The organism is Microcystis aeruginosa FD4, assembly GCF_009792235.1.
Taxonomy (GTDB): domain Bacteria; phylum Cyanobacteriota; class Cyanobacteriia; order Cyanobacteriales; family Microcystaceae; genus Microcystis; species Microcystis viridis.
Window position 1 is genome coordinate 5227733 of the sequence record NZ_CP046973.1, and the last position, 22296, is coordinate 5250028.

25 protein-coding genes are annotated in these 22296 nt (G+C 42.0%); 11 read left to right on the top strand and 14 right to left on the bottom strand.

What is annotated here, in order from left to right; translation table 11 throughout:
- Positions 1-121: 121 nt before the first annotated feature.
- Together hypE and cobW are read right to left on the bottom strand one after the other, a co-directional pair.
- Positions 122-1192 (bottom strand): hydrogenase expression/formation protein HypE, encoded by a 1071-nt coding sequence (gene hypE, locus GQR42_RS25990; RefSeq protein ID WP_158202182.1) that lies wholly within the window; start codon positions 1190-1192, stop codon positions 122-124.
- Between the two features lie 258 nt (positions 1193-1450).
- On the bottom strand, positions 1451-2488 hold the full coding sequence (gene cobW / locus GQR42_RS25995) for a cobalamin biosynthesis protein CobW (RefSeq protein ID WP_158202183.1): 1038 nt from the start codon (positions 2486-2488) through the stop codon (positions 1451-1453).
- Between the two features lie 203 nt (positions 2489-2691).
- Between cobW and GQR42_RS26000 the strand changes: the two genes are divergently transcribed.
- Entirely contained in the window at positions 2692-2880 is a 189-nt protein-coding gene (locus GQR42_RS26000; protein ID WP_002784873.1) for a hypothetical protein, read from the top strand.
- A 40-nt stretch (positions 2881-2920) separates the two neighbouring features.
- On the opposite strand, the gene GQR42_RS26005 is transcribed toward GQR42_RS26000, so the two are convergent.
- Positions 2921-4825, bottom strand: a complete 1905-nt coding sequence (locus GQR42_RS26005) for a polysaccharide biosynthesis protein (protein WP_158202184.1) — start codon at positions 4823-4825, stop codon at positions 2921-2923.
- A 376-nt stretch (positions 4826-5201) separates the two neighbouring features.
- On the opposite strand from GQR42_RS26005, the gene crtH reads away from it, so the two are divergent.
- The 3 genes from crtH to GQR42_RS26020 all read left to right on the top strand — a co-directional run bounded on the left by crtH (position 5202) and on the right by GQR42_RS26020 (position 9352).
- A complete protein-coding gene (crtH, locus tag GQR42_RS26010) occupies positions 5202-6713 on the top strand; it encodes a carotenoid isomerase (protein ID WP_158202185.1) in 1512 nt (503 codons plus the stop codon).
- Positions 6714-7043: 330 nt separating this feature from the next.
- The gene (locus GQR42_RS26015; RefSeq protein ID WP_158202186.1) at positions 7044-8723 is read left to right on the top strand and encodes an ABC1 kinase family protein; all 1680 of its coding nucleotides are present in this window, start codon (positions 7044-7046) and stop codon (positions 8721-8723) included.
- 143 nt (positions 8724-8866) lie between these two features.
- Positions 8867-9352: a DsrE family protein gene (locus tag GQR42_RS26020; RefSeq protein ID WP_158202187.1), complete on the top strand. Its 486-nt coding sequence runs from the start codon at positions 8867-8869 to the stop codon at positions 9350-9352.
- A gap of 67 nt (positions 9353-9419) precedes the next feature.
- On the opposite strand, the gene GQR42_RS26025 is transcribed toward GQR42_RS26020, so the two are convergent.
- Together GQR42_RS26025 and GQR42_RS26030 are read right to left on the bottom strand one after the other, a co-directional pair.
- A complete protein-coding gene (locus GQR42_RS26025) occupies positions 9420-9746 on the bottom strand; it encodes a hypothetical protein (RefSeq protein WP_158202188.1) in 327 nt (108 codons plus the stop codon).
- A gap of 93 nt (positions 9747-9839) precedes the next feature.
- Positions 9840-10898 (bottom strand): tocopherol cyclase family protein, encoded by a 1059-nt coding sequence (locus GQR42_RS26030; RefSeq protein WP_158202189.1) that lies wholly within the window; start codon positions 10896-10898, stop codon positions 9840-9842.
- Between the two features lie 2 nt (positions 10899-10900).
- Here GQR42_RS26030 and GQR42_RS26035 point away from each other — a divergent pair, with 2 nt between their 5' ends.
- Positions 10901-12151, top strand: a complete 1251-nt coding sequence (locus GQR42_RS26035) for an FGGY-family carbohydrate kinase (protein WP_158202584.1) — start codon at positions 10901-10903, stop codon at positions 12149-12151.
- A gap of 29 nt (positions 12152-12180) precedes the next feature.
- On the opposite strand, the gene GQR42_RS29680 is transcribed toward GQR42_RS26035, so the two are convergent.
- Complete coding sequence (locus GQR42_RS29680; protein ID WP_257792606.1) at positions 12181-12315, bottom strand: hypothetical protein; 135 nt, start codon at positions 12313-12315, stop codon at positions 12181-12183.
- Positions 12316-12357: 42 nt separating this feature from the next.
- The gene (locus GQR42_RS26040; protein WP_158202190.1) at positions 12358-12939 is read right to left on the bottom strand and encodes a thioredoxin family protein; all 582 of its coding nucleotides are present in this window, start codon (positions 12937-12939) and stop codon (positions 12358-12360) included.
- A gap of 296 nt (positions 12940-13235) precedes the next feature.
- Here GQR42_RS26040 and GQR42_RS26045 point away from each other — a divergent pair, with 296 nt between their 5' ends.
- Entirely contained in the window at positions 13236-13490 is a 255-nt protein-coding gene (locus tag GQR42_RS26045; RefSeq protein WP_158202191.1) for a hypothetical protein, read from the top strand.
- 34 nt (positions 13491-13524) lie between these two features.
- Positions 13525-14052, top strand: coding sequence for a hypothetical protein (locus tag GQR42_RS26050; RefSeq protein ID WP_158202192.1), 528 nt, complete (start codon positions 13525-13527; stop codon positions 14050-14052).
- Between the two features lie 161 nt (positions 14053-14213).
- Here GQR42_RS26050 and glmU read toward each other — a convergent pair whose 3' ends face one another.
- Positions 14214-15566: a bifunctional UDP-N-acetylglucosamine diphosphorylase/glucosamine-1-phosphate N-acetyltransferase GlmU gene (glmU, locus tag GQR42_RS26055; RefSeq protein WP_158202585.1), complete on the bottom strand. Its 1353-nt coding sequence runs from the start codon at positions 15564-15566 to the stop codon at positions 14214-14216.
- A 191-nt stretch (positions 15567-15757) separates the two neighbouring features.
- Here glmU and GQR42_RS28055 point away from each other — a divergent pair, with 191 nt between their 5' ends.
- Positions 15758-15925 carry a hypothetical protein gene (locus tag GQR42_RS28055; protein ID WP_002801704.1) on the top strand — a complete coding sequence of 56 codons (168 nt, stop codon included), beginning with the start codon at positions 15758-15760 and terminating at the stop codon, positions 15923-15925.
- 92 nt (positions 15926-16017) lie between these two features.
- Positions 16018-16761: a DUF561 domain-containing protein gene (locus GQR42_RS26060; protein ID WP_158202193.1), complete on the top strand. Its 744-nt coding sequence runs from the start codon at positions 16018-16020 to the stop codon at positions 16759-16761.
- Positions 16762-16992: 231 nt separating this feature from the next.
- Here the strand turns inward: GQR42_RS26060 and GQR42_RS29260 are convergent, their stop codons facing one another.
- From GQR42_RS29260 to GQR42_RS26090, 6 genes are all read right to left on the bottom strand, one after another.
- Positions 16993-18279, bottom strand: coding sequence for an IS110 family transposase (locus GQR42_RS29260; RefSeq protein ID WP_233271175.1), 1287 nt, complete (start codon positions 18277-18279; stop codon positions 16993-16995).
- A gap of 502 nt (positions 18280-18781) precedes the next feature.
- Positions 18782-19057 (bottom strand): hypothetical protein, encoded by a 276-nt coding sequence (locus GQR42_RS26070; protein ID WP_158202194.1) that lies wholly within the window; start codon positions 19055-19057, stop codon positions 18782-18784.
- A gap of 460 nt (positions 19058-19517) precedes the next feature.
- Positions 19518-19760 (bottom strand): hypothetical protein, encoded by a 243-nt coding sequence (locus GQR42_RS29270; RefSeq protein ID WP_233271177.1) that lies wholly within the window; start codon positions 19758-19760, stop codon positions 19518-19520.
- A gap of 98 nt (positions 19761-19858) precedes the next feature.
- Positions 19859-20053, bottom strand: a complete 195-nt coding sequence (locus GQR42_RS28060; protein WP_199273246.1) for a transposase — start codon at positions 20051-20053, stop codon at positions 19859-19861.
- Positions 20054-20516: 463 nt separating this feature from the next.
- Entirely contained in the window at positions 20517-20954 is a 438-nt protein-coding gene (locus GQR42_RS26085) for a type II toxin-antitoxin system VapC family toxin (protein ID WP_158202195.1), read from the bottom strand.
- A complete protein-coding gene (locus tag GQR42_RS26090; RefSeq protein ID WP_002746864.1) occupies positions 20942-21157 on the bottom strand; it encodes a hypothetical protein in 216 nt (71 codons plus the stop codon). The genes GQR42_RS26085 and GQR42_RS26090 overlap by 13 nt, the downstream gene beginning before the upstream one ends.
- 424 nt (positions 21158-21581) lie before the next feature.
- On the opposite strand from GQR42_RS26090, the gene GQR42_RS26095 reads away from it, so the two are divergent.
- Together GQR42_RS26095 and GQR42_RS26100 are read left to right on the top strand one after the other, a co-directional pair.
- Entirely contained in the window at positions 21582-22001 is a 420-nt protein-coding gene (locus GQR42_RS26095; protein ID WP_158202196.1) for a XisH family protein, read from the top strand.
- Complete coding sequence (locus GQR42_RS26100; protein ID WP_158202197.1) at positions 21986-22291, top strand: element excision factor XisI family protein; 306 nt, start codon at positions 21986-21988, stop codon at positions 22289-22291. The genes GQR42_RS26095 and GQR42_RS26100 overlap by 16 nt, the downstream gene beginning before the upstream one ends.
- Positions 22292-22296: the final 5 nt, after the last annotated feature.

The following is a 22296-nucleotide window of genomic DNA, read 5'->3' on the forward strand; positions in this document are numbered from 1 at the left end:
TTCAGGTACTTTTTCCCTGAAAATTAGGTAACTGACTACCTCAAAATCGGTAAAACCCTACACCCTACACCCCACACCCCACACCCTGCACCCACGAGAAACTTTTTGCCGCAAACCCTAATTAACATATTCTCGGTAATTGTTCACCGACTAAAATATCGAGAATTCTGTTAGTGCCGAAAGGGGTTTTTAGGTAAACTAAATTGGGGGGAGAAGCGACGACTTCCCCGATAGAAGCGGCATTTTTACCGTCAGGATGGGAACGCATCACTGCTAAAACACGATTTTCCGCCTCTGGAGGCACGACAAGGACTAATTTGCCCTCATTTGCCAGATAAAGCGGTTCTAAGCCCAATAATTCGCACATTCCTCGCACTTCTTCCCGGATGGGGATCGCCGTTTCCTGCACCTGTATTCCCACCCCTGAACTTTGGGCAAATTCGTTTAAAACTGTGGCTAATCCGCCTCTAGTGGCATCCCGCATCGCTTTAACTTCTGGGCAAACTGCCAGAATTGCAGAAATTAAAGAATTCAGAGCTTGACAATCGCTTTCGATTGTGCATTGTAGGTCTAATTCGCCCCTGGCAATCAGAATGGCGGCACCGTGATCCCCCAGAAAACCGTTCAGCAAAATGCGATCGCCAACTTGTAAATTATTGGCCCCGGAATTGATTCCGGCCGCAATTACTCCCACTCCAGAGGTATTAATAAATATTTGATCCCCTTGTCCTCTGGGAACGACTTTTGTATCCCCGGTGACGATTTTTACCGCTGCTTTGTCGGCGGCTATTTTCATGCTGGTAACGATGGTTTTTAGGGTGTCGATCGATAAACCTTCTTCGAGGATAAAACTACAACTGAGATAGAGGGGAATTGCCCCACCGACAGCCAAATCATTAACGGTTCCATTGACTGCTAAACTGCCAATATCACCCCCCGGAAAGAATAGGGGAGAAACCACATAGGAATCGGTGGTAAATGCCAAGCGATCGCCTATTTTAGCTAAATCTTTAATCTCAAATCGGGCTTGATCTTCAAGGGCTGCCAGTAAGTTATTATCGAAGTTATTCACAAATATCTCGTTAATTAAATCCCGCATTGCCCTGCCACCACTGCCATGGGAGAGAGTGATATTCCTGTCGGTAATTTTTGTTTTTTTTAATGTTAAAGAAGGGGAAGGATTGTTACTCATAAATTTAACTACAGCAGTTATCTTGATGGTGAGGTACGAAGTTTTCGTTTTGGGGAGTCGGTCGTCGATACCAAATTAGGTTACGCTTTATCTATTATGAGAAACGCTGTCATAACTTACTGCTAGATTATATTAATGGGTTTCTTGTATTTCTCGCACTTTTTCTACAGGGGAAGCTCGAAAAATTGATGGGTAAGACAAAGATATTGTAAGCTAAGAAGACTGATAACTGATACAAAGATGACCGACTGCTGATAGCTAAAGGAGAGAATTGGTTAGGGCCCGCTCGATTCTCTGACTATCAAGAGACCGGCCGATAAAGACCAAGCGAGTTTGCCGCATTTCCGTGGATTGCCAGGGTCGATCAAAGAAAGAATCAAAGCGATCGCCGACTCCCTGTAACACCATACGCATCGGTTTATTGGCCACGTTAACAAATCCCTTGACCCGATAGATATCTTCTCGGGCCACCAATTCTTTAATCCTTTGGGTCAAAATTTGGGCATCTACAGGAAAATCGAGGCAAAACTGCACGGAATTGATCTCCTCATCGTGATCGTGTTCTTCCTCGTGATCGTGATGACTAGGACGACTAGCTAAATTATCCTCGACGGCGGCATTAAATCCCAATAGCACATCGGGGCTAATTTGTCCATCGGCACAAGTAACTATTTTTACCGTTGATCGCAGTTGTGTTCTCAGCCAATTAATAATTTTTTCTAATTCAATTTCGCTGATGAGATCGGTTTTAGTTAAGAGTACCAGGTCAGCGCAGGCTAACTGATCTTCAAATAACTCCTCAATGGGCGTTTCGTGTTCTAAATTGGGGTCTGCTTGCCTTTGTGCCGTTAAAGCGTCCAAATCCGCCACCAGACGACCCCTAGCGACAGCAAAACCATCCACCACGGTGATTACTCCGTCCACCGTCGCACCGTTGCGGATTTCCGGCCAGCGAAAAGCTTGAACCAAAGGTTTCGGTAAAGCTAATCCCGAAGTTTCAATCAGCATACAATCCAACTGTTGCCGTCGCTCCAGCAATTTCTGCATGGTGGGGAGAAATTCTTCCTGTACTGTGCAGCACAGACAACCATTGGTCAATTCCACAATATTATCGTTAGGGTTGTCGTCGCAGGTCTGACAACTTTTCAACAAATCACCATCAATTCCCACTTCTCCGAATTCATTGACCATAACGGCCACCCGTCGGCCTTGATTATTTTGCAGTAGATGACGGATGAGGGTAGTTTTTCCCGCACCCAGAAAACCCGTGATCACAGTAACTGGAATTTTGTGCATAGATAGGGCGATCGATCATGTTCCTAGATCAATGTATCAAACTCTCGCTCTAGGGTTGAGGGTTTCAACGCTAATTCTTTAGGATTGCCTCACCAATTTCCAGACTGTCACAAACTAGCTTAAATTTTCCTAGTTAGTCGTTATTCTGGTAAAAGTTTCAGTCGGCTAAAATAATCGCTGAAAAACTTTTGTGGGAGTGGATCATGTTACAACGTCTTTTTTTAGCCTTTACCCTCGCTTTTCCTCTTTATTTAAGCATTGCTATTCAACAAACTTCTCCTCTAGCTGATAGAGTAAATCGCCCTTCTTCTCGCGGAATCAATAAAATTGAGCAGACGGTAAAAACTATCCAAAAGCAATTAAAACAAGAGCATTCGGTTCAATTAGATTAATAAATTTTGGCAACAAGAGGAGAGATAAAACTCCTCTTTTTTACTTTTTACTTGACAAATTACTGGCTATTTGCTGCGGAGGCTGGTATTCCGGGACTAAATCTTGCAGGGACTTAACTAAGCCATGACGGTCATTAAGTTGAATAGAATTAAGCAGTTGCTCTAATTTGATTGGCAATTTGTCCCAAGCAAGAAAGTGTTCATTAGCGCAAAAAATCTTTGGATGAGCGGTGGGACAAGCTTTATCGGTATCGATTAATAATTCTTCGTAGAGTTTTTCCCCCGGTCTTAATCCCGTGATTTCAATATCAATATCTTGCCCTAATTCCAAGCCACTTAAACGAATCATCTGTAGGGCCAAATCGTAAATTCTTACTGGTTCACCCATATCTAACAGGAATACCTCACCCCCTCGGGCCATTGCTCCTGCTTGCATAACCAAACGCACCGCCTCCGGAATAGACATAAAATAGCGAATAATATCGCGATGGGTGAGGGTAATATTCTTGCGTTGGGCGATTTGTTCCCGGAAACGCGGCACCACGGAACCGCTACTATCGAGAACATTGCCAAAGCGGACGATAGCGCAACAGGTGGAAGTGTCGGGTAAAGCGGCCAAAGCTTGTATAACTAACTCAGCACAGCGTTTACTGGCCCCCATAATGTTAGTCGGTCTGACGGCCTTATCGGTGGAAATGAGAACTAAATTACTAACTGAATTCTTGATCGCAGTCTGAGCGACATTTAAAGTCCCCCAAACATTAGTGTAAACCCCCTGACTAGCATTGGCTTCCACAAGGGGAACGTGCTTATAGGCGGCCGTGTGATAAATTGTTTCAATTTGGTGTTGTTGGATGACTCGGGCCAGATGATTGCGGTCGAGAACATTGCCTAGATAGGCATACTTGCGTAAATCGGTATAATTTTCGCTTAAATCGAGATCGATTTTGTAGAGGGAAAACTCGTTTAATTCGTAGATTACCAAGCATTTTGGCTTGAGAAAGGCAATTTGTCGGCATAATTCCGAACCGATGGAACCGCCACCCCCGGTGACTAACACCGCTTTACCCGTGACATTTTTTCCCAAAAGTTCGGGATGGGGTAGAATTTCTTCCCGTCCTAATAATTCCGAGACATCGACACTGCGAATCTGATTGATGGTCGCTTCTCCCGATAAAATTTTTGAGAGGGGAGGAACGGTTTTAATGTCGATAGGTAAAGTTTCTAGACTTTCGATGATTTGCCGCTTTTTGGCCTTGGCTACATTCGGAATAGCGAGAATAACCCAGTCAAAAGCCCGTTTTTGGTGCATTAGTGCCAATTGAGAGGGAGGGTAAACCCTAATGCCTTGGATAACTCGCTGCTGCAAATCGGGATTATCATCAACAAAGGCCAATAAACGATAGTGGGGGTCATTTTGTAGGGAGCGTGCCAATTGACAACCCACAACCCCGGCACCATAGATAATAATTGTCGGTTCCCTATCCAGACTACTGACGTAAATATTCAGACGGTGAAAGACAGAACGAATCAACAATCTCACCCCGATAACCAATACTAGGGTTAACAATGCGTCGATAATCAGGACTGAACGCGGCAAAAAGGCATCCCTTTGAAAGTAGGCAAGACTGATCAAAACCCCTGAACTATAGAGAACCGCTTGCAGTACGGAGGAAAGAAATTCTAACCCTGTATAACGTACTACGGGACTGTAAATACCTTTGAGATAGAAAACTAGAAGTTTAATGGCAATTAAGCTGAATATTTCCCCGAAAAAAGGTCTAATTTGCTGATATTCGAGGCTAAGATTAAACCTGAGCGAGAATGCCAGATAGATGGTTAGACAAAAAATCAGGCAATCGGTGACAATTAAAAGAGAGCGCTTCGATGACCTAGATAGGGAATTAGCTAATTTAAGGATTTTGTTCGCCAGTTTTCTATACATCTTGATTAATTAATTTTAAGTAAAATACTTGGCTCTTCTCGACTTTGTGTGACAATCAGTGTTTATCGTTCGGATGAGTCTTGCTAGGCAAGGATTTGAAGAATATATTCACGGAAAATTACCCCTATTCTTCTTGCTTCCACACAGAAACGAGAAGAACCAATGTTTTTTTATAAAAGTAGCGCTGGCTGTCTTTCCAGAGATGATATTGCCTAAATCGAACTATGTCAAGCGGCGGGATTTGTCAAGACTTTTTTCGTTTTACCAACTTTTCATCTCTCCCCCAAAATTTTTTGCTCCCGCAAACTAGCCGATAAATCACCGCTAGTCAAGGGTTACAATAGAAGACTGACACAAAAATTTATAAAGTTGGGTTATGAGTAATCAGTACGATGCGATCGTGATTGGGTCGGGAATCGGGGGATTGGTGACAGCGACGCAATTAGCGGCAAAAGGAGCAAAAGTCTTAGTTTTAGAGAGTTATCTGATTCCAGGGGGCAGCGCGGGTTATTTTGAACGAGAGGGTTATCGTTTTGATGTGGGTGCTTCGATGATTTTTGGTTTTGGCAAAAAGGGGACGACTAACCTCCTAACCAAAGCTTTAGCAGCGGTGGATATGAGTATCGAAACCATTGCCGATCCCGTCCAGATCCATTATCATCTCCCGGATGGATTAGACTTAAAAGTTCATCGCGACTACGAACAATTTTTACAGGAATTAATTAGCCATTTTCCCGCAGAAAAAACCGGTATCCGGCGCTTTTACGATGAATGCTGGCAGGTGTTTAATTGCCTCAATAGTATGGATTTACTATCGCTGGAAGAACCCCGCTATCTGACTAGGGTTTTTTTCCAGCATCCTTTATCCTGTTTGGGATTGGTCAAGTATTTACCCCAAAATGCGGGAGATGTGGCTAGAAAATATATTAAAGACCCGAAATTATTGAAATTTATCGACATGGACTGTTATTGTTGGTCGGTAGTACCCGCCGATCGCACTCCGATGATTAATGCGGGAATGGTCTTTAGCGATCGCCATTACGGGGGAATTAACTATCCCCAAGGAGGAGTGGGACAGATTGCTCTCAAGTTAGTCGAGGGATTGGAAAAAGCTGGTGGTGAAATCCAGTATCAAGCGAGAGTAGCTGAGATTATTTTAGATGCAGGACGGGCGATCGGGGTAAAATTGACCAATGGTAAGGAATACTACGCTAAAAAGATTGTTTCTAATGCCACCCGTTGGGATACCTTCGAGAAACTACTCCCCCCGGAATCTCTCCCGGGCAGCGAAAAAAAATGGCAAAAACGCTATCAAAAATCCCCCAGTTTCCTGAGTTTGCATCTGGGAGTCAAGGCCGATGTGTTACCATCAGGAAGCGAATGTCACCATATTTTACTAGAAGATTGGGAAAACATGGAAGCAGAACAGGGAACTATCTTTGTTTCTATTCCTACCTTACTCGATCCTTCCCTAGCACCCCGGGACCATCATATCATTCATACTTTCACCCCTAGCTGGATCGATCAATGGCAAAAACTGACCCCCCAAGAATATCAACAGAAAAAAGAGGCCGCTGCTAATCGTCTCATCGATCGCCTGAAAAAACTGTTTCCCAAACTAGATACAGGATTAGATTATATCGAAATTGGCACGGCCCGCACCCATCGCCGCTTTTTGAATAGAATCGATGGCAGTTACGGCCCAATACCGCGAAGAAAACTGTTAGGCTTATTAGGAATGCCCTTTAATCGTACAGCTATTCCTAATCTTTATTGTGTGGGAGATAGTACCTTCCCCGGTCAAGGATTAAACGCGGTGGCCTTTTCCGGTTTTGCTTGTGGTCATCGTCTAGCGGTAGATCTCGGTTTACCTAGTCCCAGAGATTAAAAGCTGAAAATCAGGATTTTTACCAGCGAATTCTCAAACGGGAAGGTAACACTTGACAGCGTTTCTCAGATGGATGAAGCGCATTTTTGCGACTGGAATCCTTACTTCGGCAAGGTTTAATCTATACTTCACCTTGACGAGAAATGCTGTGGATATTAAGTAGGGAGGCACAATTATTTGTAGGATGGGTTAGCGGTAGCGTAAAATGATTGGGCGTTGGGTTTCATGCTTCAACCCAACCTACGTTCATCTGATAACTGATAACTGATAACTGATAACTGATAACTGATAACTGATAACTGATAACTGATAACTGATAAATGATAACTGATGCTTACTCCTTTTGATTCCCCCAAATCTTTACATTGGCAGCAAAGTTTGCGATCGCCAATTGTTCGTCAATTGGAGATATTTAGCTTTACAACGCAGTTTTTGACTTTTTTGCTCTGGGATCGTTTAACGGGGGCTAATAGGGGCAAAAAACGGCAAAGGAGAGCGCAATGGTTAGTTGATCGCCTCATGAATTTGGGACCAACTTTTATTAAAATTGGGCAATCTTTATCGACGCGAGCAGATTTAATTCCGCTCGAATATATCGAACAATTAACCCAATTACAGGATCGGGTTCCCGAATTTAATAGTCAAGAAGCGATCCGAGTTATTGAAACAGAATTAGGACAACCCCTAGATAATTTATTTGAAAGTTTTAGCGTTTCTCCCCTCGCTTGTGCCAGTTTAGGACAAGTGCATCGAGCGCGGTTATTAAGTGGGGAAGAAGTCGTTATTAAGGTACAAAGACCGAATCTAGAAGGACTATTTAATCTCGATTTTGAATTGTTGCATCGTCTCACCCGTTGGTTAAATATTTTCCCTGCGGTGAAAAAATATAACTTAGAAGCTATCTATCAAGAATTCTTTGAACTACTCTTTCAAGAAATCGATTATATTCATGAGGGCAAAAATGCTGATCGCTTTCGGGAAAATTTTAAGAATTATCCCCAGGTAAAAGTTCCTTTAGTTTACTGGCAATATACCACCCGCAAGGTATTAACTTTGGAGTATGTGCCGGGGATTAAAGTCGATGATCGAGAGACTTTACTAGCTAATAATATTAACGTAGATGGGATTATTCAACTGGGTATCTGTTCCTATCTCAAACAACTATTACAGGATGGTTTTTTCCAATCAGACCCCCATCCGGGTAATATGGCAGTTAGTCAGGAAGGGGAGTTAATTTTCTACGATTTCGGCACTATGTTCGAGTTAAAGTCCGTCGCTAAAGATCAAATGATCGAAACCTTTTTCGCTATCTTGAGAAAGGATACGGAAACAGTCTTAAAAACTTTGATATATATGGGGTTAATTGAACCCGTTGTAGATCTACAACCCGTACGAAATATCGTGCAGTTTCTTTTAGATGAATTTCGCGATAAACCGGTAGATGTGAGGGTCTTTGAACAAATTAGCGATCAAGTGTATTTAATGTTTAAACAGCAACCTTTTCGCTTACCTCCCCAAATGACTTTTATTATTAAATCTGTCACCACTTTGGATGGGATTGCCCGCTCTTTAGATCCCCAGTATAATTTATTAGCAGCTAGTCAACCTTTTGTAAAAAGTCTAGCGGTATCGGGAGGAACTACCAACACAATGCTTACCCTAGCTAATCAAGCGCGCACTTTTCTTAAACAACAATGGCAAAAAGGTAATAAAAACGAGAGAATGATCCGTCAGTTAGAGGAAAAAATCGAGCGAGGAAATTTAGTTTTTCAAGTTAAGTCACGGGAAACTGAACGACTCCTGAAAAAAATTTATCTGGCAATTAAAATATTAATTAATGTTTGTTTATTGGGATTTAGCATTATCTCAGCCATATTTTTATTAGACAGCAACTATAGCAAAGTAGCCATTATTCCCTTCAGTCTAGCGGGGTTATTTGGTTTATTTTTTCTGCGTTCTTCCATGGCTTTATTGATTCAGGAAAGATTAGATAAAATGCTAGACAAGTAAATAATTATCATCTTTAATTAGTAGATGGTTTTTGTTATCCGCAACAAAAATTAAAGTTTGACAGGCTGTCTGTTGACAAAATTTTCCAGAAGTTATCATAATGAAAATGTTTTCATTGCACCCAGCAGCAAAAGGACAAGAAAATGTTATTAAAATCTTTAGCCCTTGGTTCCCTTGTGGGATTATCCTTAGTTACATCTATCCCAGTCTTGGCTAATCCTACCCTTTCTCCAGTACAAACTAACGAAGCAATAATCGCTGTCGGTCAACAAAAATCCGATTTATTTGTTAATTTAACCACCGATGATCCTTGGCGAGCTGCAATGGCCATTGGTGTCGCCACCAATATGCTAAAAAAAGGTCACTCAACCACCATTTTTTTGAATATTACAGGGGTACACCTGGCAGCGACGACCATTCCTCAACACACTAACGGTATCACCGGTAAAACCCTGCAAGCAATGTTAGTAGATTTCATCAGTCAAGGGGGAAAAGTCTTAATTTGTCCCTCCTGCATGAAACAAGCAGCCATAAAACCCGAAGAGCTAATTGCCGGTGTGGTGACAAGTTCCCCCGATTCCCTAGAAGCAAATTTATTTAAGGAAACGGTTAAAGTAATTAGCTGGTAAATCTAGCATTTTCTAGAGAATCTAGAGGATGCATCTCAATTTTGTCTGAGATGCAGCTACTGCTATCTCACTTTTTAGCATAGAGTTCCGTGGGAATATTTTCTTCATCTTCCACTTCTGTCTGCGCTACATAATAGAATTTTAGGTCATCGAGCATATCAGTGATTGCTCTTTCTACAGCAATTCTTATTCTTAATCTTCGGGTGTGGGGATCGTGATATTTCTCTGCCAAAGTTTTGAAACTGCGCGGCAAAAGTTGGATAGCATTATTCATGACTCGATCGATTTTAGTCTCCGAGAGATATTGACGAAAGGAAGCAGGTAAATTCCTTAACTGTTCCTTAACTTCTACTATCACTAATTGCTCAACAAAATTGAGAGAAGGTTGGTTCATGAAGCAATTTTTTAGCGATCAAAAACTAATTCTATGTTAATACCGATCAATCAAGAATAGAGTGATATTCTCCCGTCGCAATGGTGATTTAACTCACCGTTTTATCCATGCTGATGGCCAAATACCGCCAATTTCGAGACCAGCTAGACCACTAGAAGCATTTATAATAATTTTACCACGACTATCAGCCAATTTTATCGATAATTTACCTTTGAGGGTATCTTGACAAGCAAAACAGAGACCTTTTTCTGTGGGTACACGCACGCGATCGGGAGGATAATCACTGATACCGATTAAGACAATGGTATAATTCTCGTTAGTTGCCCTCATTTCCCAGTATCCCCAGGGTTGCACTGTCCAACTTAGTTGAGAATTCCAGATATCAAACTTATAAAAGCGATTTTGCCAGTGAATACCGATAATTCCCACCGATTCCGTCCAGTGGAGAACTTTCCGGGTAGAACCCACTGCGGTTAAGGTTAAATCGGGATTTTCAGGGAAAGCATTACAATTAATCCAAAACCACTTTTCGGGGAAAGAATAACCCCAATTTTTTTCGCTATAAAAAGGTACATTCTCAAATTGGTAATTTTTTCCCCGATAGGTAATCATTCCCGTTGCTAAACCATGAGCAGTTAAAATCTGCCAACCCGGGTCAAAAATCGGTAAATAAGATAATATTCCTGCTGTTGCTTGGGGTGGACGCTTGTTATCTCCCCAACTGTACCTAGTTTCAATGCGATAATCCCATTGACAGATTTCTCCAGTGACGGGATCATAAATTCGTCCTTGCTGCTGGTTTGCTGTTGCTTGATAACCTTCTCGAATAGACTCAAAAAAATCTGACGGAGAAAGCAGACGGGGACGGGTTTTTAAGTTAGTTTTTCCCCAATGGATAATGGCTAATTCCTGACGACTTGCCCAAAATTGATCCGTATCGGGAAAAGTGCGACCAAGATAATTAGATTCTATGGCTAAAATTTGTACTGCTCCACCGCTATTGACTTGACCGCCGCTTGGGTCTTGTATAGAATACATAAAGGCGAATCCGTCGGCTAATTGCGGAATCATGACTCGGAAGTACCAACCTTCAAAGAATCGGGGAGTGATACCATCCCAATGGTAACCAGAATGAGGGGGTTGTGAAGACATCAATGGGTTTATCTTTAGGTATTGATTTTGGCACATCGGGAGCGCGAGCGATTGCTATTGATTCTAGCAAAAATATCGTCGCTGAGGTTCATTATCCCTTCACTAATGCCAATTTTCAGGATTGGCAAAAGTCCCTATTTTATTTATTGGATAATCTAGGGGATTCGGTGCGTTCAGAACTTAAATCGATCGCGATTAATGGTACTTCCTCGACGGTGTTATTATGTGATAATTGGGGTAATCCTCTTTCTCAGGCAATATTATACAATGACGGGCGAGGAATTGCATTTTTAGAAGCAATTAAAGCTATAGCACCCCCTCACCATCCCGTGATTAGTGCTACCTCCAGTTTAGCTAAATTACTTTGGTGGAGTGAACAAGAAATTTTTTCGCAAGCGCGTTATTTTCTCTCGCAAGCGGATTGGTTAGCATTTCTGCTGCACGGTAAACTGGGAATCAGTGACTATCACAATGCCTTAAAGTTAGGTTATGATCTCGAAAATCTCTGTTATCCCGATTGGTTAGAGAATTTACCGATGTTTAATTTATTACCGGAAATTTTTGCCCCGGGTACAGCGATCGATACTATTAAACCGGATTTAGTGACTCGTTTTGCTATCCCGAAAGATTGTTTAATTTATACGGGAACCACCGACAGCATAGCGGCATTTTTAGCCAGTGGTGCTAATTCTTTAGGAGCTGCGGTGACATCTTTAGGTTCAACTTTAGTTTTAAAATTATTAAGTAGCCAGAAAGTTGATGATAGTAACTATGGCATCTATAGTCATCGTTTAGGAAATTTGTGGTTAACTGGTGGGGCATCCAATACGGGAGGAGCAGTGTTAAAGAAGTTTTTTTCTGATCAAGAATTGAGAAATTATAGTTTAGCAATAGATGGACAAAAAGAAAGTAATTTAGATTATTATCCTCTACTAAAAGCGGGCGAGCGCTTTCCAATTAATGATCCTTTTTTACCCGCAAAACTGACTCCTCGCCCCGATAATCCTCTAGAATTTTTGCATGGTTTACTAGAAAGTATTGCCCGCATTGAAGCTTTAGGTTATCAGCGTTTACAGGAATTGGGGGCCAATAAATTAGAGCGAGTTTATAGTGCGGGTGGTGGGGCAAAAAATCCGACTTGGAGAATAATTCGTCAGCGTCATTTAGGGGTTCCCGTGCTTTTATCTAAACAGGATCAAGCGGCCTATGGTACTGCCCTATTAGCACAGCAATCGGTTACGCTATTGAAATAGGGTTTGCGGCAAAAAGTTTGTTGGTGGGGCTACGAGTCAGAATTCAGGAGTCGGGAGATAGGGTGATAGGGATTTGGGGGTTTAGGGTGTTGAGGTGTTAGAGTTTTAGTTGAAATTCCCCCACTTCCCCACTTCCCCACTTCCCCATTTCCCCATTTCCCCATTTCCCCACTTCCCCACACCCCACACCCTACACCCTTCGTTAATTAACCATAATAGGGTGGCTCATTACCCGGTTTCCATTTGATATTACAGCCTAAACTGGGTTTTTGCTCCGTCGGTACTGGTTGACCGCTTAAAACCTTGTCAATAGCGGCACGGAGATCTTTGCCTGTCACCGGTACGCCATTACTAGGACGACTATCATCCAATTGACCGCGATAGACTAGGCTGCGCTGACTATCAAAGAGGAAAAAATCGGGGGTACAGGCTGCCGTGTAAGCTTTCGCCACTGCTTGGCTTTCGTCATAGCATAAATTGAATTTAAAGTCAAGGGTTATCGCCATTTTTTTCAAATTTTCGGGCGAATCATCGGGATATTTCTCCACATCATTAGAACTAATTGCGAGGATGCCCAGATTGGTGTTAGCATAATCGCGACCTAGACGGGTAAGTTCTTCTTGAATGTGTTTAACAAAGGGACAATGTTCAGAGAGGAAGATGACTAACAGAGCGGTTTTAGCCGCAAAGCTGTCCAGAGAGATAGTTTCACCCGAAACCACATCGGGTAGGGCAAAACTGGGGGCTTTTGTCCCCAAATCTAACATTGTGGACTCGGTGCGTGCCATAAAGTTTATACTCTTTTCTATAGGGAGGACTGAGATTTTTATAACATTTCACGCTTCATCGCGCAAATTTAAGGCCTTAACCCGCATCAGTAATCAGTAAACAGTAAACAGTAATCAGTGAACTGATAAGCCATTGACCTATCTAAATTACTGGTTAATATTGTCTATGAGCAGGGAGAAGGGAGATAGGGAAGTGGGGAGAAGGGTGTAGAGAGCAGAAAGAAAAAGCCAACTACTGACTCCTGACTCCTGACCCCACAGTTAACCTTAATTTTGTCCAACTACTTAGAGGTTTTATGGCGTTTATTCTCATCAAAGGTAGATTTACCCCACAATTCGGTCAACCCGATGGGGATTCTGTCCGTTTTTTGGCAAACAATCGTCGCCTATTATTTGAATTAGAAGGTCGAAGACCGAATATTTCTCGTGATAACGGCACTGTGCAGTTACGTTTCGAGGGTATCGACGCAATCGAAAAAGGGGCAATTAAACCTTTATCGACTCAAGCTAAAGAGAATATGCTCGATTTAATCGGTTACGATTCAAAATAATAATCCCACCCCCAAGGGCTATATTCTAGCGCGCATGGTGGATGACAGTTCTGGTCGTCCGATTTGTTTCGTTTTCGCAGGAAATACCGAGCGAGAAGATGGAGATGAAGTATTTTTAGATGCTAACCTACTGAGAGATTCCGTCAATTATCGGCAGGTACTAGAGGGTTATGCCTACCCCTTATATTACAATACGCTTTTTACCCAATTGCGACAAGAATTCAACAAAGCTTTAGCAGTGGCTAAGAAAGATAAAAAAGGTTATTGGCCTAGTGATAAAACTTTAACGGGAGTTACTGTTAAAAATAAGGATGACTTGAAAACAATCGATCCAATTTGGCCAAAATTATGGCGGCGATTGGAGGAGTATTTTCGTTCAGCAGATTCTCTAGCAGGATTTATCGATTTTCTCGAGGTTAAAAATGAGAGAATCGATATTCTTTCAGAAATGGAGGAAAGAGGACTGCAAGATATCGTCGCTGTCCAGGGAAATCTTGTTAAACTTACCGAATCTCCTGAAAATATTCGCGTAGTCGGTAAAGCAGGTCGTCGCGGCCGTTAAATAAGCAAACATCCCCCTTAAACCCTATTTAGTTCACCTGTATAAGTAAGGGTTGAGTACCATTCAACCCCTCTTTCTTTCCTGCCCTTATCAAAGTGTTTATCTTGACTCTAATCTCGGAATTTAGCAACAGTTTTCTGTCCTTATATCCCGGAATTAACCTACTGAAACTGCTCTGCCCAATTTTCGATCACACGCTGACTTTCGCGAGCAATAACTAAAGCGTTATCGGGGACATTTTTAGTGATAGTTGAACCAGCGGCCACGGTGACATTTTTTCCTAATTTTAAAGGGGCAACTAAAACACTATTTGCCCCAGTTTTTGTGCCACTGCCGATCATAGTTTGGTGTTTCTTCACACCATCGTAATTAGCAGTAATTGTTCCCGCACCAACGTTAACTTTTTCCCCTAAAGTGGCATCTCCCAGATAGGATAAATGGGCAATATTGGTTTTATTGCCGATGTCACTTTTTTTAATTTCAACAAAATTACCGACTCGACAATTAGCCCCAATTTTCGCTTCTCCGCGCAAATGAGCATAGGGACCGATGCGACAACCAGAATCCACCTGACTATCAGAAATAACCGAAAATAAGACCGTTACATCGCTGCCTATGCGACTATTTTCGATTAAACTCCCAGGACCGAGACGACAACCAGAAGCGATTATCGTCTCACCGCGCAGATGGGTTTGGGGTTCAATAATCACATCGGGACTGAGGGTGACAGTATCCTCAATGGTGACACTATCGGGGTCAATAATGGTGACTCCAGCGGCCATCCAATGATCCTTAACTCTAGTTTGCAGGATATCATAGGCGGTGGCTAATTGTTTGCGATCGTTAATGCCGCTAATTTCTAAACAATCCTCCACATCCACAGCCATGACGGGAGCGAGAAAATTGACCACATCCGTGAGATAATATTCACCTTGATCGTTATTGGGCGTTAAATTAGGCAGTATCGCCGCTAATTTTGACCAATTAAAGCAGTATATACCCCCATTAATCCGATGGTTTTGTCTTTGGGCATCGGTACAGTCTCTTTCTTCCACAATCTGCTTAACGAGATTATTGCCATCACAAAAAACTCGACCGTAACCTTTCGGGTTAGGAAGATTAGCAGTTAATAGGGTGGCGGCGTTACCATGGTCTTGGTGCATCTGGAGAAGATTTTGCAAGGTTTCGGGACGCAACAGAGGAACATCGCCATTTAAGACCAACAAATCCCCCTGAAAGTCCTCTAAATGGGGGATTAACTGCTGAATAGCATGGCCAGTGCCTAACTGTTCCCTTTGTTCGACAAATTCGATATCCGGAAGATGCTGTAGAGTATTGCGCACCTGTTCCCCTTGATAACCGATAATTACCAGTTTTCGCCGGGGATGTAAGGATTCGCTGACATTAAGGACCCGTTCCACTAGCGATCGACTGCCGAGGGGATGTAAAACTTTTGGAAGGCTGGACTTCATTCGGGTTCCCTTACCCGCCGCTAAAATTGCTACCGCTACCATGGTCATGCTTGCCAATATCGTTCGCGACTGAGTATATCGCACTCCGATCCCCTTGGTTGCAAGAATTTTTCCCCTCTTTAATCCTGTGCCAGTTGAGAAACTACCATCAAAAGGTTTTCTTTAAGACATTGTTAAGGTACTATATACAAATTGAAACAATTAAACATAATCAGCACTCTATAGATACCGCTATGACAACTGTACTAACTAAGGAATCCTCCGCCATGAAACAGATTCGCACCACCTACCAAGCTGACCAACAGGTGAAATATCTCCATTTAGAAGCGGAAATCGAGGTACTGCTGCAACAACTGCAAAACCTCAAGCGCAAAAACCAAGAGAATCAAAACCTAAATTAAAGAAAATTTCCCTAATAATTCTCAAATCCCACCCTCTGATCAGCGAGAAGGTGGGAAAATGTTTTTTGAGAATTCCAGATAGGTGTGGATTAATGATCAATTTTACCTTACAGCAAGCCTTCGCCCGTCGTCATGCCCTGAAAGTGATTAGTGGGTTAAATAATTTCGATCGCTCGCAGGTTCTCTCAGTAGTTAAAGCCGCTACAGCCGGAGGAGCAACTTTTGTCGATATTGCCGCTAATGCTGACCTAATTCGGGCCGTAAAAGCCTTGACAAATTTACCCGTGTGTGTATCGGCCGTCGAGCCAGAATTGTTGGTGATGGCAGTGGATGCGGGAGCCGATTTAATTGAGATCGGTAATTTCGATAGTTTTTATGCCCAAGGACGCATTTTTGAAGCGGCGGAAGTTTTAGCCCTAACCCGTCAAACTCGCGACTTACTGCCCGAAATTACCCTGTCTGTAACAGTTCCCCATCTCCTCCCCCTCGATCAACAGGTGAGACTAGCAGAAGCTTTAGTTAGTCAGGGTGCTGACATTATTCAAACCGAAGGCGGCACTAGCAGTCAACCCCGTCACGCCGGTATTTTGGGACTGATTGAAAAAGCCGCCCCGACTTTAGCAGCAGCCCACGCTATTTCCCATGCGGTTAAAGTTCCCGTCCTCTGCGCTTCCGGTTTATCCATTGTTACTGCGCCCATGGCGATCGCTGCTGGAGCGGCCGGTATCGGTGTTGGTTCGGCGATCAATCAATTGGATAATGAAGTGGCTATGGTGGCAGCCGTGCGCGGTTTGGTCGAATCTCTGCAAGCACAACCGGTCTATATTGGCAACTAGAACAATTTTTGTCTAGATACGGCACAGAAGGGGCTGTTTTCCCTTCTCTTTTTCCCTCTGTAATCAGTTATCAGTTATCAGTTATCAGTTACCAGTTACCAGTTACCAGATGTGAGTTTTCAGTCAATAGTATTAAGTGACAAGTTCGGAGCTTGCTTTTCACTGATTACTGTTTACTCCTCACTGATTACTGTTTACTGCTCACTGCTCACTGAAAAGCCCCACACCCCATCACTTTACCAAATTGTCCGTTAAAAGCCGATACAAAAGTCTAGTCTCGTAAAACAGCAAGCGACACAGTCCATCCTTACCCAGTGCCTTAAAGCTAGGTAATTCTTTCCTTTTTTCGATTCTTTGACCATTTTCGTGGTCGTAATAGAGATGAATCCGGGGATTAAGCCAAGAATGCTTAAGCTTGCCAACAATCTCAGTTTTAGCTGGCTTATTTGGGCAAATAGTAACCATTGCGTGAGCATACAAGTGAGAGCGCATTAAATCGGAACCCTTCCAAGACTTCTTAACCTTGTCTTGTTTGGCGGAAGTATCCCCCGAAATCTGATAGGAATACCCTAAGCTTAGATAAGCCTGAAACTTTCTCAAACTAATATCGTGATCACCTCTAAAATAAGGTTTACCGTTGACCAGAAATCTTTCGATAGGATAGCAGTGTAAAAGCAACAAGCTTTTAGTCACCGTACCAAAAAGAAACTGGTCAAATACTTGGCAATAACCGTTAAACTGCTCTAATTCCAGAATTTCTCTTAAGCTTAACTCTTTAGCTTCGATTCTCTCCTGATAAGTAATAATGTCTTTAGCTAATAGCTGACTGTATTCACTGACTCCCGTCCCAGACGTGGTTTTAATGCGCGGGTTTCCCGCTAATCCGGCAACCCACCCTAAAGTCGGGTTACAGCCGCTAACTCCGATATAATCAAAGTCTCTTTGAGCGATTTCAGGAAACTCACAACATAGCCGTTGTCTAAGCTGATTAATCAAAGAATTTTTGTTCTTATTAAGCTGCTCTCTCTCGTGAAACGTCCGACGCAACAAATCGATCGAGTCATAGTCATAGTTGTTTAAGATGGGGGGATTGCCTAGATCATCTAACCCTGACTTATCAAAATAAGTTAAGGCAATAGTTAAAGCGTCTAGATAGTCATCTTTGTTTTTAGTCTTAAAATAGTGCTGACGATTTATCTTAGTTTGCTGGTGAGATATCCAATAAATATCTAAACCTAGCTTCTTAGCACAATTAACCCAAAAACTAGCGTACCAATACCCAGTAGGCTCTAAAACAATCGCATCAGCTTCTAGGGATTTAATAATCTCGATCGCTTCTAAGTTGCATTCTAACTTCCAGGCTATCTCGTTAAGCTGAATATTTCCTTTAAGTCGAGCGTATCCTTTAACTGGTTCCTTAATGCTTTTCGAGTATTGCAGGGGGGAAATCGTCGGAAATTCACACAACAAAACCACGATAGCCCAATTACGGCTAACGTCTATACCTAATATTTTCATCGGTTATAATGGGAGTGAATTGAGTTTAAAAAGAATTAGCCTTACGATACTCCCGTAGGGCTTTTTTAGCCCTATCTCACTTTAAAAGGCACAATTCTTAAAAGTCCTTGAAGCCTTACGATTGCGGTGCAAGCTAAAGCTTGAAATCAATGAAAAAGGCACTCTTGGACTAGGATTAGGTTTGGACCCTAACCCCATTCCCCCCGCGATAGCGGGTAGGATGCGATTAGGTTAAAAGGGGATATCGTCATCATCTAGATTGACATCTTTTGGCTCCCAATCTTCCGGGGTGAATTCCTGTTGATTTTGACAATGCTCTCAGAACCAATTCACTGTTTTTGCGATGAGAATTTTTTTTAAAGCGTCATAGTCTTCTCCGTCGATCAAAACGCAACAACCGTCTGACATTTTCAGAATTAATCTGTCTTTTTCTGAAGTAATATAGGAAACATGATCTAAATTAATCCAGTAGTTTCCATCCACACAACTTCCGTAGTAAAAATTAGTCATTGCATACCTCAACTGTAGTAAATTCAAGGCAATCCTCTAGGCGAAATCTTTGCCTGGCATCTAACTGAGCCATGTAATTCTTAGCAGGGATTAAGTAGGCTAAGATTACGGCTTTATGTAACTCGCTTAAGCATCCAAATTCGATTAAATCAATTATGGCAGCTAAACTATTTTCAAGTCCATAATCTGCTATTGTTTCCTTAAGTTGATTCCTCATGATAAAATTGTTATCGCTACACCCGTCAGTAAAGAACGAAATCATCGACATTAACTAACTTGCCATTATCGACAAAATATGAGTTAACTTTAGGAGAGTAATAATCATCCTGATAACGAAAATGGCGTTGCTGATTTGAGATATGAATCTTCTTTTGTGGGATTTTTAAAACCTAGACTCAAACTAACTTTTGGATACGATGCACAGTCGGCATTCATACCTTGATTCAGCAACGCCAGAATTACTTCTTTCAATCACCCATCGAGTTTTTACAGGTACGAATCCTGAGCAACCCTTCTCCGCTTTTTTGGTTTTTGACGGTTTTGGAGACAGTTCAAACTGAATTTTAGTCATTATCTCTGGATAGACCTTAACCAACTCTTTCTCTATTTTGTCAGGATGATAACCATTATCTAGAAGAATAGTCGTCTTAGGCAGTTCCGACGGTTTTAACTTGAAATATAGCGTTTCCTGTTCGCACTAGGTACATTATCGATGTTGAAAAGCTTAATTAGCAAAGGTTTAACTGTGCCACACAGGTGTGAGAAACGCTATAGTCAATATTGATAGTTAACAACTCAATCAATCCTTGGTCATCAGATAGGTTGGCGGGAGTACAATGAGCGAAAAAGGGAAAACCAAGACTATCCGTCGCTAGATGACGTTTAATTCCATTGGTGCACTTGTAGAAACAAAATCCTTTCGTCTCCACACTCGCATTACAGGTATTTTTGACGGCTTGAGAATCAATCATAATTAGAGTCGTCCACAAGTTTTTTTTCTTGTTGTCGTAATCTGCGATGTAATTCTTCCCTTATTTTTTGGATGATTCCCTGACTTCTCCACTGTTTATCATGCCAGAACACGGTGGAGTAGGTCGGGAAATCTTTCGGGAGGTCCCCCCCAATTACAGCCATTTTTGAGTTGATAGAAAATCCCATCTAAAATCTGTCGTTTTGTCCATTTTGGGGGACAAGTCAATTTCTTCTTTGGCAATAGCGGTTCTACGAGCGACCACTCTTCATCCGTCATACTACTTGAGTACATTTAGCTGACTCCTCCTTTGATTTTTTGGGACGACTAGACGGTGACGCATTCACAAAACGGGGTTCAGACTAAAGTATTGCCGTTAAGCGCCGCCAGAGACTCTCTCCCCTGAAACCTATAATGGACAAGGTTTTCGCTTCACCTTTTCAGCAAGGGCATCTACATTATAAAAGATACCAAATGGGTTCTATACAGAAACTTTCCGAATAAAGAGAGTAAGGATATGGGGAAACTTTCGGCATATCACCCGTTTTGTGGATTCCTGACAATCAGCCGAGGTACAAAGAACCTTTCAGCGACCATAGCACCAATTATTCAATCTGACTGCACTTCGTAACAAAAATTTACAACTCTCTCATAAGAGATCGCACTCCCGTCTGTCGCTGTGCATAGACGTTTTTTACTTGTAATCATTTACTTGAATCAATGTTTAAGGAACGAACTCCACCAGATTGGCGTACTGTTACAGAGCATCCAAAACCAAAACTTTTAAATCTGGGACAGCAGCTAAACGGGCATCATTGGTCAAGAAAAACATAGCACCTTCTCCCATAGCAGTGGCGATCTGAATTGCGTCTGGAGTTCGCAAGTTTTGTCTTGCTCTTAACTGGGCGGCAACTTCGGCGATCTCAAGGGAAATAGGTACTGTGATTAAGTTTTCTTGATCGAGAAGAATATCACGATACTGGCCAGCAAGTTCTACATTGCCTGAGCGTAATGGATGCACCAAAACTTCCGACAGCGTCAACGTAGAGGTAACAACTTGAAACTCGCCTCGACTTAGCGCCCCAAAAAAGGCACGAACAAGCCCTAAATATGCCTGATTTTGCTCGATCAGGTAAATGAGTGGCGCGGTATCCAAACCCACAACTTGACCTTGTAGTTGCATCAGCCATTCCATGAGGCACGTTCCTGATTAACGTACTCTTGAGCATCAAGTCCATTCCAGATTTCTTTTCCTAGTCCTTCTAGTTCCATAATGCTATGCTTGGGCTTAACAAGCATAGGGCGACGTACCATTACAGCTAACTCTTTTAACAAGCGAAGTTGCTCGTCTGGGGTGAGATTCTCAACTTGCCGGCGAACATCTTGATAGGTGGTCATGCTCTTTACTCCCTGTTTCTTCTATTAATCATGTCATATTGCCCACAGATCAAGGCTCCAAAAAGTAAGGTAAAATGCCCCCATATTTGTCTAAATTTGATCGCACTCCCGTCCGTCGCTGTGCCTAGACGTTTTTAGATTATTATCATTTACTTGAATCAATGATCATGGTGCGTTCCCCAAAATCGATCGCTGCAGCGGTAGGACTTGCATGAGGTAACGCACCCTACCAGATCTGCACTGAGTTCCGTTGTTGCCTTGCTAGGATTAGGAGGATTAGGGTTAGTCTCTAGCCTGAAAAAACGGAAATAGGAATAGTAGGGTGGGCAATGTCCACCTTACCGCTTTTTCGGTCATAATAAATCCGAATTAGGGCGAACTGTAGTAAAATAGGAAACGAACCTCTTAAGCAGGGTTTATAAGGATGTCCAGACGAGACGATCTACATTTATCATTACGTCATACTTTAGAAAAAGAAGGTTGGAAAATCACTGATGATCCTTTAATTCTAACCTTAGAAAAAACCTTGCTTAAAGCTGATTTAGGAGCAGAAAAGTTTTTTGCTGCGGAAAAAGAAGATCGTAAAATTGCCGTAGAAATCAAAGACTTTGATACGCCTTCAGTTATCAGTGAATTAGAAAAAACAATAGGACAACTTCAATTATACCAATGGGCTTTAGATTCACAAGAACCTGAAAGAAAACTTTTTTTGGGCATTAGTCAAGCGGTTTATTTAAAACACTTCAAAAAAGCTATTTTCCAACTGGTTATTAAACGTAACAGAATCAATTTAGTTATTTATAATCCTCAAAAGGAGATAATTGTCGAATGGATAACACAGTAAATTATGCCGATATTCTGACTCAAGTTATCAGAAAAGAATCGGCGATGCAACCTCGATTACAAACCCTTAAAATTACTCCAGTTTGTGATCCAGAATCAGGCAACTTTTTAATAATTATGACTGGTTGGGAAAAAGAAGCGTGGATTAATACAATTTTATTTCACGCTCGTTTATTGAAAAATAAAATTGTCATTGAAGATGATAATCTTGAAGAAGGATTAACAACCAATTTAATTCAAGCTGGGATTCCCCCAGAAGATATTATTACTGGACTTTCCCTAGAAAGGTAGGCATT

Excerpts from the sequence above, each read along its gene's own strand:
- GQR42_RS28055 (WP_002801704.1), top strand. The coding sequence starts at position 15,758 with ATGACAACTGTACTAACTAAGGAATCCTCCGCCATGAAACAGATTCGC.
- GQR42_RS26020 (WP_158202187.1), top strand. The coding sequence starts at position 8,867 with ATGTTATTAAAATCTTTAGCCCTTGGTTCCCTTGTGGGATTATCCTTA.
- crtH (WP_158202185.1), top strand. The coding sequence starts at position 5,202 with ATGAGTAATCAGTACGATGCGATCGTGATTGGGTCGGGAATCGGGGGA.
- GQR42_RS26040 (WP_158202190.1), bottom strand. The coding sequence starts at position 12,939 with ATGGCACGCACCGAGTCCACAATGTTAGATTTGGGGACAAAAGCCCCC.
- cobW (WP_158202183.1), bottom strand. The coding sequence starts at position 2,488 with ATGCACAAAATTCCAGTTACTGTGATCACGGGTTTTCTGGGTGCGGGA.
- GQR42_RS26035 (WP_158202584.1), top strand. The coding sequence starts at position 10,901 with ATGGGTTTATCTTTAGGTATTGATTTTGGCACATCGGGAGCGCGAGCG.
- GQR42_RS26090 (WP_002746864.1), bottom strand. The coding sequence starts at position 21,157 with ATGACCACCTATCAAGATGTTCGCCGGCAAGTTGAGAATCTCACCCCA.
- GQR42_RS26070 (WP_158202194.1), bottom strand. The coding sequence starts at position 19,057 with ATGTCGATGATTTCGTTCTTTACTGACGGGTGTAGCGATAACAATTTT.
- GQR42_RS26030 (WP_158202189.1), bottom strand. The coding sequence starts at position 10,898 with ATGTCTTCACAACCCCCTCATTCTGGTTACCATTGGGATGGTATCACT.
- GQR42_RS29260 (WP_233271175.1), bottom strand. The coding sequence starts at position 18,279 with ATGAAAATATTAGGTATAGACGTTAGCCGTAATTGGGCTATCGTGGTT.
- GQR42_RS26085 (WP_158202195.1), bottom strand. The coding sequence starts at position 20,954 with ATGGAATGGCTGATGCAACTACAAGGTCAAGTTGTGGGTTTGGATACC.
- GQR42_RS26050 (WP_158202192.1), top strand. The coding sequence starts at position 13,525 with ATGGTGGATGACAGTTCTGGTCGTCCGATTTGTTTCGTTTTCGCAGGA.
- glmU (WP_158202585.1), bottom strand. The coding sequence starts at position 15,566 with ATGGTAGCGGTAGCAATTTTAGCGGCGGGTAAGGGAACCCGAATGAAG.
- GQR42_RS26025 (WP_158202188.1), bottom strand. The coding sequence starts at position 9,746 with ATGAACCAACCTTCTCTCAATTTTGTTGAGCAATTAGTGATAGTAGAA.
- GQR42_RS26045 (WP_158202191.1), top strand. The coding sequence starts at position 13,236 with ATGGCGTTTATTCTCATCAAAGGTAGATTTACCCCACAATTCGGTCAA.
- GQR42_RS26095 (WP_158202196.1), top strand. The coding sequence starts at position 21,582 with ATGTCCAGACGAGACGATCTACATTTATCATTACGTCATACTTTAGAA.
- GQR42_RS28060 (WP_199273246.1), bottom strand. The coding sequence starts at position 20,053 with ATGTACTCAAGTAGTATGACGGATGAAGAGTGGTCGCTCGTAGAACCG.
- GQR42_RS26100 (WP_158202197.1), top strand. The coding sequence starts at position 21,986 with ATGGATAACACAGTAAATTATGCCGATATTCTGACTCAAGTTATCAGA.
- hypE (WP_158202182.1), bottom strand. The coding sequence starts at position 1,192 with ATGAGTAACAATCCTTCCCCTTCTTTAACATTAAAAAAAACAAAAATT.
- GQR42_RS29680 (WP_257792606.1), bottom strand. The coding sequence starts at position 12,315 with ATGGGGAAATGGGGAAATGGGGAAGTGGGGAAGTGGGGAAGTGGGGGA.
- GQR42_RS26060 (WP_158202193.1), top strand. The coding sequence starts at position 16,018 with ATGATCAATTTTACCTTACAGCAAGCCTTCGCCCGTCGTCATGCCCTG.
- GQR42_RS26015 (WP_158202186.1), top strand. The coding sequence starts at position 7,044 with ATGCTTACTCCTTTTGATTCCCCCAAATCTTTACATTGGCAGCAAAGT.
- GQR42_RS26005 (WP_158202184.1), bottom strand. The coding sequence starts at position 4,825 with ATGTATAGAAAACTGGCGAACAAAATCCTTAAATTAGCTAATTCCCTA.
- GQR42_RS29270 (WP_233271177.1), bottom strand. The coding sequence starts at position 19,760 with ATGATTGATTCTCAAGCCGTCAAAAATACCTGTAATGCGAGTGTGGAG.
- GQR42_RS26000 (WP_002784873.1), top strand. The coding sequence starts at position 2,692 with ATGTTACAACGTCTTTTTTTAGCCTTTACCCTCGCTTTTCCTCTTTAT.